Origin of the sequence: Paenarthrobacter sp. CC6 (assembly GCF_040560085.1) — a bacterium.
GTDB classification, from domain to species: Bacteria; Actinomycetota; Actinomycetes; order Actinomycetales; family Micrococcaceae; genus Arthrobacter; species Arthrobacter nicotinovorans.
On the sequence record NZ_JARDAN010000006.1, the window covers coordinates 62,807 to 77,587 of the forward strand.

At 62.5% G+C, this 14,781-nt stretch carries 13 protein-coding genes; 7 read left to right on the plus strand and 6 right to left on the minus strand.

Annotated elements, in window-relative coordinates:
- Window positions 1–30: 30 nt before the first annotated feature.
- The 6 genes from PV760_RS05095 (at window position 31) to PV760_RS05120 (ending at window position 4,923) form a co-directional block, all read left to right on the plus strand.
- A complete protein-coding gene (locus PV760_RS05095) occupies window positions 31–654 on the plus strand; it encodes a superoxide dismutase (RefSeq protein WP_018777555.1) in 624 nt (207 codons plus the stop codon).
- A gap of 271 nt (window positions 655–925) precedes the next feature.
- The gene (gap, locus tag PV760_RS05100) at window positions 926–1,936 is read left to right on the plus strand and encodes a type I glyceraldehyde-3-phosphate dehydrogenase (RefSeq protein WP_018777556.1); all 1,011 of its coding nucleotides are present in this window, start codon (window positions 926–928) and stop codon (window positions 1,934–1,936) included.
- Window positions 1,937–1,945: 9 nt separating this feature from the next.
- A complete protein-coding gene (locus PV760_RS05105) occupies window positions 1,946–3,172 on the plus strand; it encodes a phosphoglycerate kinase (RefSeq protein ID WP_018777557.1) in 1,227 nt (408 codons plus the stop codon).
- 77 nt (window positions 3,173–3,249) lie between these two features.
- A complete protein-coding gene (tpiA, locus tag PV760_RS05110; protein WP_064722115.1) occupies window positions 3,250–4,065 on the plus strand; it encodes a triose-phosphate isomerase in 816 nt (271 codons plus the stop codon).
- 36 nt (window positions 4,066–4,101) lie between these two features.
- Window positions 4,102–4,359 (plus strand): preprotein translocase subunit SecG, encoded by a 258-nt coding sequence (gene secG, locus PV760_RS05115; RefSeq protein WP_018777559.1) that lies wholly within the window; start codon window positions 4,102–4,104, stop codon window positions 4,357–4,359.
- A 168-nt stretch (window positions 4,360–4,527) separates the two neighbouring features.
- Complete coding sequence (locus PV760_RS05120) at window positions 4,528–4,923, plus strand: RNA polymerase-binding protein RbpA (protein ID WP_079581468.1); 396 nt, start codon at window positions 4,528–4,530, stop codon at window positions 4,921–4,923.
- On the opposite strand, the gene pgl is transcribed toward PV760_RS05120, so the two are convergent.
- From pgl to tkt, 6 genes are read right to left on the minus strand one after another with little or no spacing between them, the layout of a single operon-like run.
- Window positions 4,876–5,694 (minus strand): 6-phosphogluconolactonase, encoded by an 819-nt coding sequence (gene pgl / locus PV760_RS05125; RefSeq protein WP_082499805.1) that lies wholly within the window; start codon window positions 5,692–5,694, stop codon window positions 4,876–4,878. The two genes, PV760_RS05120 and pgl, sit on opposite strands and share 48 nt — an antisense overlap.
- Window positions 5,684–6,625, minus strand: a complete 942-nt coding sequence (locus PV760_RS05130) for a glucose-6-phosphate dehydrogenase assembly protein OpcA (RefSeq protein WP_039241217.1) — start codon at window positions 6,623–6,625, stop codon at window positions 5,684–5,686. The genes pgl and PV760_RS05130 overlap by 11 nt, the downstream gene beginning before the upstream one ends.
- The gene (gene zwf / locus PV760_RS05135; RefSeq protein WP_039241219.1) at window positions 6,622–8,178 is read right to left on the minus strand and encodes a glucose-6-phosphate dehydrogenase; all 1,557 of its coding nucleotides are present in this window, start codon (window positions 8,176–8,178) and stop codon (window positions 6,622–6,624) included. Before zwf ends, PV760_RS05130 begins: the two co-directional genes overlap by 4 nt.
- Window positions 8,179–8,193: 15 nt before the next feature.
- Complete coding sequence (locus tag PV760_RS05140; RefSeq protein ID WP_079581466.1) at window positions 8,194–9,825, minus strand: glucose-6-phosphate isomerase; 1,632 nt, start codon at window positions 9,823–9,825, stop codon at window positions 8,194–8,196.
- Window positions 9,826–9,831: 6 nt separating this feature from the next.
- Window positions 9,832–10,950, minus strand: a complete 1,119-nt coding sequence (tal, locus tag PV760_RS05145; protein WP_079581465.1) for a transaldolase — start codon at window positions 10,948–10,950, stop codon at window positions 9,832–9,834.
- 31 nt (window positions 10,951–10,981) lie between these two features.
- The gene (tkt, locus tag PV760_RS05150; protein WP_179128362.1) at window positions 10,982–13,108 is read right to left on the minus strand and encodes a transketolase; all 2,127 of its coding nucleotides are present in this window, start codon (window positions 13,106–13,108) and stop codon (window positions 10,982–10,984) included.
- Window positions 13,109–13,536: 428 nt separating this feature from the next.
- Here tkt and PV760_RS05155 point away from each other — a divergent pair, with 428 nt between their 5' ends.
- On the plus strand, window positions 13,537–14,499 hold the full coding sequence (locus tag PV760_RS05155; RefSeq protein WP_018777566.1) for a heme o synthase: 963 nt from the start codon (window positions 13,537–13,539) through the stop codon (window positions 14,497–14,499).
- The last annotated feature ends 282 nt before the right edge of the window (window positions 14,500–14,781 follow it).

Genomic DNA, 14,781 nt, shown 5'->3' on the forward strand with positions numbered 1-14,781 from the left:
GGACGTTAGTCCATTACATTGGAGGATTTCGTGACAGAGTACGTTCTGCCCGAGCTCGGCTACGACTACGCAGCACTTGAGCCGCACATTTCGGCAAAGATCATGGAGCTGCACCACAGCAAGCACCACGCTGCCTACGTTGCAGGCGCCAACAACGCCCTTGCCCAGCTGGCCGAGGCCCGCGACAAGGGTGACTTCGCCAACATCAACCGTCTCTCCAAGGACCTCGCGTTCCACACCGGCGGCCACATCAACCACTCCGTGTTCTGGAACAACATCTCCCCGGACGGCGGCGACAAGCCCGAGGGTGAACTGGCCGCAGCCATCGATGACGCCTTCGGCTCCTTCGACGCTTTCCGCGCCCAGTTCACTGCAGCCGCTCTGGGCCTGCAGGGCTCCGGCTGGGCCTTCCTGGCCTACGAGCCCATCGGTGGGAACCTCCTCATCGAGCAGCTCTACGACCAGCAGGGCAACGTAGCCGTTGGCACCACCCCGCTGCTGATGTTGGACATGTGGGAGCACGCGTTCTACCTGGACTACGTCAACGTCAAGGCTGACTACGTCAAGGCCTTCTGGAACATCGTCAACTGGGCCGATGTCGCCAAGCGCTTCGAAGCAGCACGCACCAACGCCACGGGCCTCATCGTCCTGTAGCTGGTGAGCTCCGGTTCACGCCGATGTAACAAAAGTCACTTTTGGCGTGAATTGAAGCGAAATGCTGAAAAGCCTGCCTCCGCAGTTGCGGGGGCAGGCTCAATTAAACGTAAGATGGATCACGGAAGGCGGTTAGCCTTCAGCAACGTGGCTGGTCGCCCTCCGATCTGATAATCACCTCTGCCCAACGACGTGCGGGGTCTGTTAGTTGGAAATATTTGATCCGACTCACTAGGCGTGCTTGCAAGAGCACCAAGGAGATTGACACATAGTGACCACCCGTATTGGTATCAACGGCTTCGGCCGCATCGGCCGTAACTACTTCCGCGCAGCACTGGCCCAGGGCGCAGACCTTGAGATCGTCGCAGTCAACGACCTCACCAGCCCTGAAACCCTCGCCCACCTCCTGAAGTATGACTCCGTCGGTGGACGCCTCGCCCAGACCGTGGAAGTTGTCGATGGAAACCTGGTAGTCGACGGCAAGTCCATCAAGGTGCTTGCCGAGCGCGATCCCGCGAACCTCCCTTGGGGCGATCTCGGCGTCGACATCGTGATCGAATCCACCGGCTTCTTCACCAAGGCCGCAGCAGCGCAGAAGCACATTGATGCCGGGGCCAAGAAGGTCCTCATCTCCGCACCTGCCAGCGACGAAGACATCACCATTGTCATGGGCGTCAACGACGAGCTTTACGACCCCGCGGCGCACAACATCATCTCCAACGCCTCCTGCACCACCAACTGCCTCGGCCCGCTGGCCAAGGTCGTAAACGACGCGTTCGGCATCGAGCGTGGCCTCATGACTACGGTCCACGCCTACACGGCTGACCAGAACCTGCAGGACGGCCCGCACGGCGATCTTCGCCGCGCACGCGCCGCAGCCATCAACATGGTTCCCACCTCAACAGGTGCAGCCAAGGCAATTGGCCTGGTCCTGCCGGAGCTCAAGGGCAAGCTCGACGGCTACGCCATCCGCGTACCGGTCCCCACCGGCTCGGCCACGGACCTCACGGTCACCGTTTCCCGCGAAGTCACGGTTGAGGAAGTCAACGCAGCCGTCAAGGCAGCAGCCGAGTCCGAGCAGTGGGCCGGCATCCTGTCCTACACGGATGCGCCGATCGTTTCGTCGGACATCGTCGGGGACCCGGCGTCGTCCATCTTCGACTCCGGCCTGACCAAGGTCATCGGCAACCAGGTCAAGGTTGTTTCCTGGTATGACAACGAGTGGGGTTACTCCAACCGCCTCGTAGACCTCACGGAGCTCGTTGCATCCAAGCTGGGCTAGGGTAGACACATGACATCTCACACCCTCAACGAACTCATCGCTGAAGGTGTCCGCGGGCGGTACATTCTGGTCAGAAGTGACCTGAATGTGCCGCTCGACGGCTCTACAGTGACCGACGACGGCCGCATCAAGGCCTCCCTCCCGGTCCTCAAGAAGCTCTCGGACGCCGGTGCCCGTGTGCTCGTGACAGCCCACCTCGGACGCCCCAAGGGCGCGCCTGAAGCCAAGTTCTCATTGAAGCCCGCAGTGGAGCGCCTTGCCGAACTCGCTGACTTCAAGGTCCAGCTTGCAGCGGATACAGTCGGTGACTCCGCCAAGGAGCATGCCGCTGCGCTGCAGGACGGCGACGTTCTGGTCCTGGAGAACGTCCGCTTTGACGCCCGCGAAACCAGCAAAGACGACGCCGAACGCGGCGCCTTCGCTGATGAGCTGGTTGCCCTGACGGGCAGCAATGGAGCGTACGTGGACGATGCATTCGGTGCAGTCCACCGCAAGCACGCCAGTGTCTACGACGTCGCCACACGGCTTCCGTCGTACCTCGGTGATCTTGTCCACACCGAGGTGGAAGTTCTGCGGAAACTGACCACTGACACCCAGCGCCCGTATGTCGTGGTTCTTGGCGGGTCCAAGGTCTCCGACAAACTGGCCGTCATCGACAACCTGCTGGGCAAGGCCGACACCATCCTTGTGGGTGGCGGCATGCTGTTCACCTTCCTTGCAGCAGCAGGGCATAAGGTTGCCGGCAGCCTCCTTGAAGAAGACCAGATTCCGGTTGTCCAGGATTACCTCAAGCGTGCTGCCGATGCAGGCACCTCCTTCGTCATTCCAACTGACGTTGTTGTGGCCAGCCGTTTCGCAGCGGATGCTGAGCATGAGGTCGTCAAAGCAGATGCCATCGAGGAGAGCACCTTTGGCGCTTCCGGCATCGGCCTGGATATCGGACCTGAATCAGCGTCGGCTTTCGCTGCCCAGATTGAGGGCGCCAAGACTGTCTTCTGGAACGGCCCCATGGGCGTTTTCGAATTCGAAGCGTTCGCCAATGGCACCCGGGCCATCGCCCAGGCGCTGACGGACACCGTGGCCTTCACCGTGGTGGGTGGCGGCGATTCTGCTGCCGCAGTCCGTACCCTCGGGTTCGAGGATTCGCAGTTCGGCCACATCTCCACAGGTGGCGGCGCCAGCCTTGAATACCTTGAAGGCAAGGAACTTCCCGGCCTGAGCGTCCTGGACCGCTAAAGCAACAAACCGGCCGGCAGGACGCCACTGCGTCCTGCCGGCCGTTCCACATCCCAACGCATTCTTTTGGAGTACATGTGACTACCTCCGCCAACGGCAACTTCGTCCGTAAGCCCTTCATCGCCGGTAACTGGAAGATGAACATGGACCACGTGCAAGGCATCACCTTGCTGCAGAAGCTCGCGTGGACCCTCTCCGACGCCAAGCACGACTACAACCGCGTTGAGGTCGCCGTGTTCCCCCCCTTCACCGATCTGCGCGGAGTCCAAACCCTCGTCCAGGGCGACGAGCTCGACATCGTCTATGGCGGCCAGGATCTTTCGCAGTTCGACTCGGGAGCCTACACGGGCGACATTTCCGGCCAGTTCCTTAGCAAGCTGGGATGTTCCTATGTTTTGGTGGGTCACAGCGAGCGACGGACCATCCACAACGAATCGGACGAGGTCCTCAACGCCAAGGTCAAGGCAGCCTTCCGCCACGAGGTCACTCCCGTCCTCTGCGTGGGCGAAGGCCTCGAAATCCGCCAAGCAGGCACCCACGTTGAGCACACTCTCGCGCAGCTGCGTGCGGGGGTTGATGGACTGACTGACGAACAAGCCGCGGATCTCGTCGTGGCTTATGAGCCCGTCTGGGCCATCGGTACCGGTGAGGTAGCGGGCCCGGAGGACGCGCAGGAAATGTGCGCAGCCATCCGCGCAGAACTCGCAGTGCTTTTTAATGACGCTGTCGCGGCCAAGACCCGCTTGCTCTACGGAGGCTCCGTCAAGGCCAACAACGCCGCCGCCATTATGGCTGGAAGCGACGTTGATGGACTGCTTGTGGGTGGCGCCAGCCTGGACCCCGCAGAATTTGCTAACATTGTCAGGTTCGAGAGCCACCTCGTCACGGACTAGTCCGGCTCCCGTTTTCCGCTTCTTCGAAAGGCCGTCGTGGACGTTCTTCAAGTCATTTTGCAGATTCTGCTGGCTATCACCAGCCTTCTGCTGACGCTGCTTATCCTCCTGCACAAGGGACGTGGCGGCGGTTTGTCCGACATGTTCGGTGGCGGAATGAGTTCGGGGTTGAGCTCCTCCGGTGTTGCCGAGCGCAACCTGAACCGCTTCACCATCATTCTTGGCGTCACTTGGGGCGTTGTCATCATCGGGTTGGGGCTCATTATGCGCTTCACCTCGGGCGGCGACTCCTAGCAGCCACCGGGTGGGGAGGTTCCTTGACGGGAGCCTCCCCATTTTTGTGTCCGGATCGGCACACAACTACCAGTGCCGCCGTCGGGCCCCTCGCATTAGACTGGCCCTGTTGGCTGTAAAGCTTCCAGGGCCGTGACGGCCGACCACCGAGTCGCTAGGGGTTCGAAAATGGTTCATGGCACGCCAGGTTATCGGGGCACCCGCGTGGGTGTGGCCCAGGGGTCTGAACCCAGAAATCACAGCGACCACGGCCAAGGCGAGCAACTGCCGCGTATTCGGGTTCCCTACTGGTGTGCCAAGGGACACGAAACGCGGCTTGTTTTTCTTAAGCTTCCCGACGAGCAGATCCCGAAGACCTGGGACTGCCCCAAGTGCGGAATGCCCGCGTCACGTGATCCTGAGAGTCCAGCCAATCCACGACCGGAAGACGAACTCTTCAAATCCCATCTGGACTACGTTAAAGAAAGACGCTCCAGCCAGGACGCTGAAATTGTCCTGGCCGGAGCGTTGGAAAGACTACGCGCCCGCGGGATCCTTTCGGACCAACTGCTGGGGGACACGTGAGGCTGCGTTCTCGTCAATGAGCCATAGAGTCCTGGTGCGTCCTGCCGGCCCCGCTGCGGGAACCTGGACCGGATTGGCACCGGCCAAAGCCAAGCCCACGGCGCCGGCCTTGTCCTCACCCGCCACCACCATCCAGATTTCCTGAGCGGTATTGATCGCCGGCAATGTCAAAGAAATACGCGACGGCGGGGGCTTGGGCGAGTTTTCGACGCCAACAACGGCGCGGCTCTTCTCGCGGATGCCCGCCTGCTCGGGGAAGAGCGAGGCAATGTGCGCATCCGGTCCTACACCGAGCAGCAGGACATCGAAACGCGGCAGGTTTCCAGGCTGTTCAGGCCTGTCGTCCGACATGTCCGCGGCGTGCTCCGCCTCCGCAGCCGCCTTGAGCTCGGCTTCGTAGGCCGCTGCAGCTTCATCGGCCGTGGCGAATTGATCTGTTGAGCCGGGCTCATGCACCCTGGCCGGGTCCACCTGCAGGTGGGACAAGAGCGCCTGATGGGCCTGGCGGGTGTTCCTGTCGTCGCTGTCAGCGGCAACGAACCGTTCATCCCCCCACCAGAAGTTGACCCTCGACCAGTCCACGGCCGGAGCCGCGGCGGAGTCGGCAACGGCCTTGAGGGTACCTATGCCCACCGTGCCACCGGTGAGCACCACTGTGGCCTCGCCGTGCTTGTCCTGGACATCCACTAGTTTGGTGATGAGTCGCGCCGCGATGGCGGCCATCAACACCTTTGAATCCGGGTGGATGCTTACTCTTGGCTCAGCGTGCACTGGTTTGGACTCTCCTCTGGCTGGTAAGTGGCAGTCCCATCGTAATCACTTCTCCGAAGACTTCGTCCGGATCCAGCCGCCGGAGTTCCTCAGCGAGGCAATCCTTGAGGCTTCGCCGGGGAAGCGTGATACGCTGCGCCGGCTGTCCCGGCTGCGTCAGCTCCGCGACGGACAAGCCCGGACGGAACAGCTGCACGTCACCACTGGCGCGGGTGAGACGAACGCGGCGAATGCCGGTGCCCGCGGGGTCCGCCACAATCGTGACAGGCGCCTGCAGGGCCAAGCTCAGCCATGCCGCCAAGAGCAACGTGCTGGGGGAGTCCGAGGCACCCTCCACAGCGACGGCGGAGACAGGGTCACCATCCACTTGGTCGAAGACTGCAGCGAGCTGCATGCGCCAATTGGTCAGGCGCGTCCAAGCGAGGTCGGTATCGCCGGCCTTGTACGTAGCACGGATGTTCTCCAGCGCGCGGCGGGGATCGGGCTCGTTGGCGGAGTCGGTGATGCGGCGGTGCGCAATCCGGCCTATCGAGGTTTCACAGGCGCTTTCCGGGGCTCCGTGCGGCCACCAGGCCACGATCGGAGCGTCCGGCAGGAGGAGAGCCGAAACCAGGGATTCACTCTCGTGGGCCATGTGCCCGTGGCCGCGCAGGACGATGACTTCCGACGCGCCGGCGTCTCCACCGACGCGGATCTGGGCGTCCAGACGATCGGGGCCTTCAGACCCGGCGTCGGCCAGGACAATGATGCGGCAGGGGTGTTCCCGGCTGGCTTCATTGGCTGCCTCGATGGCTTCTTCTTCCTGCCCGGACTTGGTCACGACAACCAGCGTCAGGACCCGGCCCAAGGCAATCACGCCGCCTTGTTCGCGCAGGGACATGATCTTCTTGGAGATCTTGGAGGTGGTGGTATCGGGAAGATCTACGATCATGGCCTTCTCCAGGTTCGTCCGTCACGGGCCAGCAGGGCATCGGCCGATGCCGGTCCCCAGCTGCCGGGTGCGTAGGGTTGCGGTTGCTCATCAAGCCCGGCCCAGTAGTCCTCGAACGGGTCAAGGATCTTCCAGGATAGTTCCACTTCCTGGTGGCGCGGGAAGAGCGGCGGCTCGCCGAGCAGCACGTCCAGGATCAGGCGCTCGTACGCTTCGGGGCTGGACTCTGTGAACGAGTGCCCGTAGCCGAAGTCCATGGTGACATCGCGGACTTCCATCTGCGTGCCGGGAACCTTGGACCCGAAGCGGATCGTGGCGCCCTCGTCGGGTTGGACACGGATCACCACGGCGTTCTGGCCGAAGTCGTCCTCGCCGTGGTCACGGAAGAGCAGGTTGGGTGCCCTCTTGAAGACCACTGCGATTTCGGTGACTCGGCGGCCCAGGCGCTTTCCGGCGCGCAGGTAGAACGGAACCCCGTTCCACCGGCGGGTATTGATATCCACGCGGATCGCGGCGTACGTCTCGGTTTTCGAATCTGCCGGGATCCCGTCCTCGTCCAGGTAACCGAGGACTTTCTCGCCGCCTTGCCAACCGCCGGTGAACTGGCCGCGGGCGGAGTGCGTTGAGAGGTCCTCTGGCAATTTAACAGCTGCGAGGACTTTTTCCTTCTCTGCACGCAGGTCATCTGCGTTGAATGAGATCGGCTCTTCCATGGCAGTCAACGCCAGAAGCTGCAACAGGTGGTTCTGGATGACGTCACGGGCTGCACCGACACCGTCGTAATAGCCTGCGCGACCACCGGTGCCGATGTCTTCGGCCATGGTGATCTGGACGTGGTCCACGTAGTTGGCATTCCAGAGGGGTTCGAACAGCTGGTTCGCGAAGCGAAGAGCCAGGATGTTCTGGACCGTCTCCTTGCCCAGGTAGTGGTCAATCCTGAACACCGCATCAGGCGGGAACACGGACTCCACGATGTCGTTGAGCTGGCGGGCTGATTCGAGGTCGTGGCCGAACGGCTTCTCGATCACCACACGGCGCCATTGGCCAGGCTGGGCCTGCGCCAAGCCGTGCTTGGAAAGCTGACGACATACCTGCTCGAACGCCTTCGGCGGGATGGACAGGTAGAAGCCGTGGTTGCCACGGGTGCCGCGGGTTTCGTCCAATTCGTCCAGGACATCGCCCAGACGCTCGAAAGCGTCGTCGTCGTCGAACTCGCCCTGAACAAAACGGATACCGGAAGCGAGCTGCTCCCAGACACCTTCGTCGAACTTGGTACGGGCGTGGGCCTTGACGTTTTCCTTGACCTCAGCCGCGAAATCGGCGTTGTCCCAGTCCCGGCGCCCGAATCCCACCAGTGCAAAGCTCGGCGGTAACAGGCCCCGATTGGCGAGGTCGTAGACCGCCGGCATGAGTTTCTTGCGGGCGAGGTCGCCGGTCACTCCGAAGAAGACCAACGACGACGGCCCGGCGATGCGGTTCAGGCGGCGGTCCCGCGGATCCCGCAAAGGGTTCCGCAGGCCGCCGTTCTTCCTGCCGTTTTCAGTTTCTGGCATGTTTTTCTATGTGCCTTAGCTTTCGAGTGAGCTGGCCTGGCCGGCCAACGCAGCGACGACTTCCTGAAGCTGAGCTACGCCGGCAGCGCGCTCGGTGAGGTGCAGGCGAAGCACAGGGCGGCCATGGCCTTCCAGGACCTGGGCGTCACCGGACGCCTGGGCAGCGATGAGCTGGCCGAAGGTGAACGGACGCTCTGGGATCTCGAGGTCAGTGGACGAGGCCGCGGTGATCTGCAGGAATACACCGATGGCCGGTCCGCCCTTGTGGAACTGGCCGGTCGAGTGCAGGAACCGCGGTCCCCAGCCGAAGGTCACCGGACGGCCCGATACAGCTGCGAGTTCATCCCGGATACCCTCAAGCGGAGCATGGGTGATGCGGTCAAGGTAGGCCTGGACGCTAAGGTAGCCATCCGAGCCAAGCTGGCCGAGCAGGGCCTGCACGGCATCAGTTACCGAATCCGCAGAGCCGAGCCATTCGCCTCCGCGTACTTCCACTGCACCGTCGGTAAACGCTGCAGGCGTGGGTTCCGGGCGGGCATCCAGCAAGCCGCGTGCAGCCACCTTGGCAGCCTCGACGTCGGGCTGGTCGAACGGGTTGATGCCAAGCAGACGGCCCGCCACGGACGTGGCAAACTCCCACACAAACATCTGGGAGGCAAGCCCGCCGGCAATCGCCACCTCGTTTTCGCGAAGTTCGATGTCGGCATCGGCGCTTACCAGACGGACCACCAGGACATCCTCGGCGCCGCCAAGGGCTTCGGGGGAGTCCGGACCGGCAACCACGGGCAGGACACCCGTGCCCAGCTTGCCCGTGGACTCTGCGATGAGCTGTTCAGCCCAGTCAGCAAAGCCAACAATGCCGGAGCCGTCCTCGGCGATGACGATCTTGTTGCGCAAGGGAGAGGTACCACCAAGGGCACTGCCGAGGGCAAGACCGATGTTGTCGGTCGAATCCTCGTTCAGGATCTCGGCTGCTTCTTCTGCTTCATCCAGGAACGCCTGGATATCCACGCCAGCCAGGCCACAAGGGACAAGGCCGAAAGCGGTCAGGGCCGAGAAGCGGCCGCCTACGTTGGGATCCGCGTTGAAAACGGCACGGTAGCCGGCCTCACGGGATGCTTTGTCCAACGGCGAACCGGGGTCGGTGACGATAATGATGCGGCTCTTGGCGTCGATGCCGGCGTCGTTGAACGCCTTCTCGAAGACCCGGCGCTGCGAGTCGGTCTCCACGGTGGAACCGGATTTGGAAGAGACAACGATGGCAGTTTCAGCCAAACGGTCCGCCAGCGCAGCACTGACCTGTTCAGGGTCGGTGCTGTCCAGCACAGTCAGCTCGACGCCAGCGGTACCGGCAATGACCTCGGGAGCCAAAGAGGACCCACCCATGCCACACAGGACAATGCGCGAGACGCCTTCGGCCCGAAGGGCATCACGAAGCTCCAGGATGTCGCCAACCAGGGACTGGGAAACCGTGGCCGCTTCTACCCAACCGAGACGGATGGCCGCCTCGGACTCCGCGTCGGGACCCCACAGTGTGTGGTCCTTGGCAAAGATGCGGGTGGCGATCCTGTCTTCGACCAGGCCGTCAATGTGCTTGGCGATGGCTTGCTGCGCAGCACCGCTGGCGTCGTAACTGAGTGTGCTCATGGTCGCTTAGGAGGCCTTCCGTGCGGTGACGAGTGCGCCTTCGACGTCGGCGAGGAGTTCCTTCCAGGAGCCCACGAACTTCTCGAGGCCTTCGGTCTCAAGAAGGGTCACGACGTCGTTGTAGGAGACGCCCAGCGCTTCGAGGGCGTTGAGGGTCTCGTTCGCTTCGTCGTACGTCCCGGTGATGGTGTCGCCGGTGACCACGCCGTGGTCGAACGTGGCATCGAGGGTCTTTTCGGGCATGGTGTTTACCACGCCCGCAGCAACGAGCTCCGTGACGTAGAGGGTGTCCGGGTAAGCGGGGTCCTTCACGCCGGTGGAAGCCCACAGAGGACGCTGGGGGAGTGCGCCGGCCTCAGCCAGCACTGCCCAGCGCTCGGTGGAGAAGAGCTCTTCGTAGACCTGGTAGGCCAGACGTGCATTGGCAACGCCGGCCTTGCCCTTGAGTGCTTTGGCTTCTTCGGTTCCGATGGCATCCAGGCGCTTGTCGATCTCGCTGTCCACGCGGGAGACGAAGAACGAGGCAACGGAGTGGATCTTGGAGAGGTCGTGGCCGTTGTCCTTGGCCTGCTCCAGGCCGGACTGGAAAGCGTTGATGACGGCGCGGTAGCGCTCCAAGGAGAAGATCAGAGTGACATTGACGCTGATGCCCTCGGCCAGGGTAGCCGTGATGGCCTCGAGGCCTTCCAAGGTAGCCGGGATCTTGATGTGGACGTTGTCCTTGTTGACCTTCGCGTAGAGGTGCTTGGCCTCGGCGATGGTGCCCTCGGTGTCCCAGGCAAGGCGGGGGTCCACCTCGATGGAAACGCGGCCGTCGACACCGTTGGTGGCCGCGGCAATCGGGGCGAAGAGATCGCAGGCATCGGCGACATCGGTCGTGGTGATTTCGAAGATGGTCTCTTCGACGCTGGCCCCGGCTTCCGCCTTGGCCGCGATGGTTGCGTCATAGTCCGTGCCGGAGGTGATTGCGGCGTGGAAGATGGACGGGTTGGTGGTGACACCAACAACGTTCTTTTCGTCGATGAGCTTCTGCAGGGTGCCCGTTTCCAGGCGGGTGCGGGAGAGGTCGTCGAGCCAGATCGAAACGCCGGCGTCGGAAAGCTGCTGCGTGGGAGTTGTAGACATGTGGTTTCTCCTGTTGTGAGGTATCAGGCTGTTACGCGTTGGCGTCTGCGAGGGAGTCCTTGGCTGCGGCGGCGACGGCTTCGGCGGTGATGCCGAATTCGTTGAAGAGCCGCTTGTAGTCAGCCGAGGCGCCGAAGTGCTCCAGGGAGATCGAACGGCCGGCGTCGCCGACGAATTCGCGCCATCCAAGGGCAAGGCCGGCTTCGACGGAAACACGGGCCTTGACGGCCGCCGGCAGCACGGATTCGCGGTAGGCCTCGTCCTGCTTGTTGAACCATTCAACGCAGGGCATGGACACGACGCGAGCTGCGATGCCTTCTGCTTGGAGGGCTTCGCGGGCCTGGACTGCGAGCTGGACTTCCGAGCCGGTGCCGATCAGGATGACCTGTGCGTCAACGGTCTCGCCGTCCTTGGAGGCTTCGGCCAGGACGTAACCGCCCTTGGCAACGCCTGCGGTGGAAGCGAAGGTGTCACCGGCGGCTTCACCTTCGCCGCGGGCGTAGGTGGGGATGTTCTGGCGGGTCAGCACAATGCCGGCGGGGTTTTCGTGGTTCTCCAGCATGGCCTTCCATGCAGCGGAGACCTCGTTGGCATCGCCCGGGCGGACAACGTCCAGGCCCGGGATGGCACGCAAGGAAGCGAGCTGCTCCACCGGCTGGTGGGTAGGTCCGTCTTCGCCCAAACCGATGGAGTCGTGCGTCCACACATACAGGGACGGAACGCCCATCAGTGCGCCGAGACGGATAGCCGGGCGCTGGTAGTCGCTGAAGATCAGGAACGTGCCGGAGAACGCGCGGGTGCGTCCGTGCAGGGAAATGCCGTTGACGATCGAGGCGGCAGCGTGCTCACGGATACCGAAGTGCAGGACACGTCCGTACGGGTTGCCCTTCCAGGCATCCGTGGAGCGCGAGGTCGGGATGAACGACGGCGAGCCTTCGATGGTGGTGTTGTTCGACTCGGCGAGGTCGGCCGAACCGCCCCAAAGCTCAGGAAGGACCGGACCGATGGCGTTGAGGACCTTGCCCGATGCCGCACGGGTGGAAACGTCCTTGCCGGCTTCGAAGACAGGAAGCGCAGCGTCAAGCTCGGCCGGCAACTTCTTCGCTTCGACGCGCTCGAGCAGGGCAGCGGCATCCGGGTTGGCAGACTGCCATGCCTCGAACGATGACTGCCATGCGGCCCGGGACTCGGCACCGCGGTCAAGGACCTTGCGGGCGTGGGCCAGGACTTCTTCGTCAACGTCGAAGGACTTGGCCGGATCGAAGCCGAGCACGCTCTTCAGTGCAGCGACTTCTTCGGCACCCAGGGCAGAGCCGTGGATCTTGCCCGTGTTCTGCTTCTTCGGGGCCGGGTAGCCAATGATGGTGCGCAGCGAGATGATGGACGGCTTGTTCGTCTCGGCCTTGGCAGCCAGAAGTGCCGAGTACAGTTCCTGCACGTCTTCGACGTATTCGCCGGTCTTGGTCCAGTCAACGCGCTGGGTGTGCCAGCCGTAGGCCTCGTAGCGCTTGAGGACGTCTTCCGTGAAGGCGATGTCGGTGTCGTCTTCGATGGAGATGTGGTTCTCGTCGTAGATCACAACGAGGTTGCCCAGTTCCTGGTGTCCGGCAAGCGAGGATGCCTCGGAAGTGACACCTTCCTGCAGGTCGCCGTCGGAAGCGATGACCCAGATGGTGTGGTCGAACGGCGACTCGCCGGCGGGAGCATCGGCGTCGAACAATCCACGCTGGCGACGCTGCGAGTAGGCGAAGCCAACGGCCGAAGCCAGGCCCTGGCCCAGCGGGCCGGTGGTGATTTCCACGCCGGCGGTGTGCTTGTACTCCGGGTGGCCCGGGGTCAGCGAACCCCAGGTACGCAGTGCTTCAAGGTCCTTCAGCTCCAAGCCGTAGCCGGAAAGGAACAACTGGATGTAAAGGGTCAGCGACGTGTGACCGGGGGACAGCACGAAGCGGTCGCGGCCCAGCCAGTCCGGGTTCTTCGGATCGTGGCGCATCAGCTTCTGGAACAGCAGGTATGCTGCCGGAGCCAAGCTCATCGCCGTGCCGGGGTGGCCGTTTCCGACCTTCTCCACGGCATCAGCAGCCAACACGCGAACGGTGTCAACAGCCTTCTTGTCCAGATCGGTCCATGACAGTTCTTGCTCTTCCAAATGTGGCACGAAAACCGAGCCCCTCTCTGTGCTGACGGCAGGCGTATGGACACGGCACGCAGGAAGCACAGGATGGCGCCCGCTGCAATGTGTCTACCAGCCGTTCACCATTGAAACGTTGATCTCTCATCCAGACCCACGGATATCCGAGAATACGGTTTCCCGGATGATCAACGTGTGCTGTTCTGCTCAACAGCTTAGCCCCAAACGTGTCATGGAACTCAGGGAATCCCACTAACTGGACAGAAATTCCCTTATATGAATCACGATTGCCCCCGGGAGCAGTGAAGATTCGGAAACATTGGCGTATTTTGCGGACATCGGGCCTCTTCCGGCCACGGTATGATATTTGGAGGCCACCAGCGGTTCATGCGCCCGTGTTTGCTTTCGAAAGCCGGGACGACATCCGCTGCGAGAACCCCAGAGCATAGAACAGAGTGACTGCCGCCGTGAGCACAACTGATACGCCCGTCAACGCTTCCCCGGCCCGGGGAAGCATCGGAACTTCCCGTAAATTAAAGGCGTATCTGGCTCTGACCAAACCCCGTGTCATCGAGCTGCTCCTGGTCAGCACCCTGCCCACCATGATCTTTGCGCAGCGCGGCTTCCCCTCCATCGGCCTGATCCTGGCAACCCTCGTCGGCGGCGCCTTCGCAGCCGGCAGCGCCGGTGTGTTCAACTGCTACATCGACCGCGACATCGACAAACTGATGCACCGAACCGAAAAGCGCCCGCTGGTGACAGGCGAAGTCTCCCCCCGGGAAGCCCTCGTTTTCGCTTGGATCCTTGGTGCTGCGTCCATCGCCATCCTGTGGTTCGGCGCAAACCCGCTTTCCGCCTGGCTTGGACTTGGCGCCATCGTGTTCTACGTGGTCATCTACACGATGATCCTCAAGCGCCGCACAGCCCAGAACATTGTTTGGGGCGGCGCGGCGGGCTGCTTCCCGGTCCTCATTGCCTGGGCCGCGGTCACCAACACTGTCGAATGGCCCGCAATCGTCCTCTTCATGGTCATCTTCCTGTGGACGCCTCCGCACTACTGGCCCCTGTCCATGCGTTACGGCGAGGATTACCGCAACGCCAAGGTACCCATGCTCGGTGCGATCGCCGGTGCCAAGGTCGTTTCGGTGCAGGTAGTCCTCTACGCCTGGGCCATGGTTGCCTGTTCGCTGCTGATGATTCCGGTCGGAGGCGCGGGCTGGGTCTACACGATCGTTGCTGTGGCGGCCGGTGCATGGTTCCTCTACGAAAGCCACGCCCTCTACAAGCGTGCGCAGGGCGGCGATGTCTCCAACAAGGGCGCCATGAAGGTCTTCCACGGCTCCATCAGCTACCTGACACTCCTCTTCATCGCCTTGGCTGTGGATCCGTTCATCGGTTCCCCGATCATCGGCGGCTGATTCCACCCCTCCGTCCCGCAGCAATATCCGACGACGTCGGCACTCACCTGAGTGCCGACGTCGTTCCGTTTCCCCCATCGCTCGCTCACATCCCTACCGCTTGGACCCATCGCTCGCTCACATCCCGACCGCTTGGACCCATCGCTGAGCACCTAGATGGAGTGCCCACACCACCTATTTTGGCGATCTGACCACTCAAAGTTGATGAAATCACCACCTAGATGAGCCAATTTCCGTCTAGGTGGTGATTTTGGAGACCTACCGTTCGTGGAGGAACAAAGT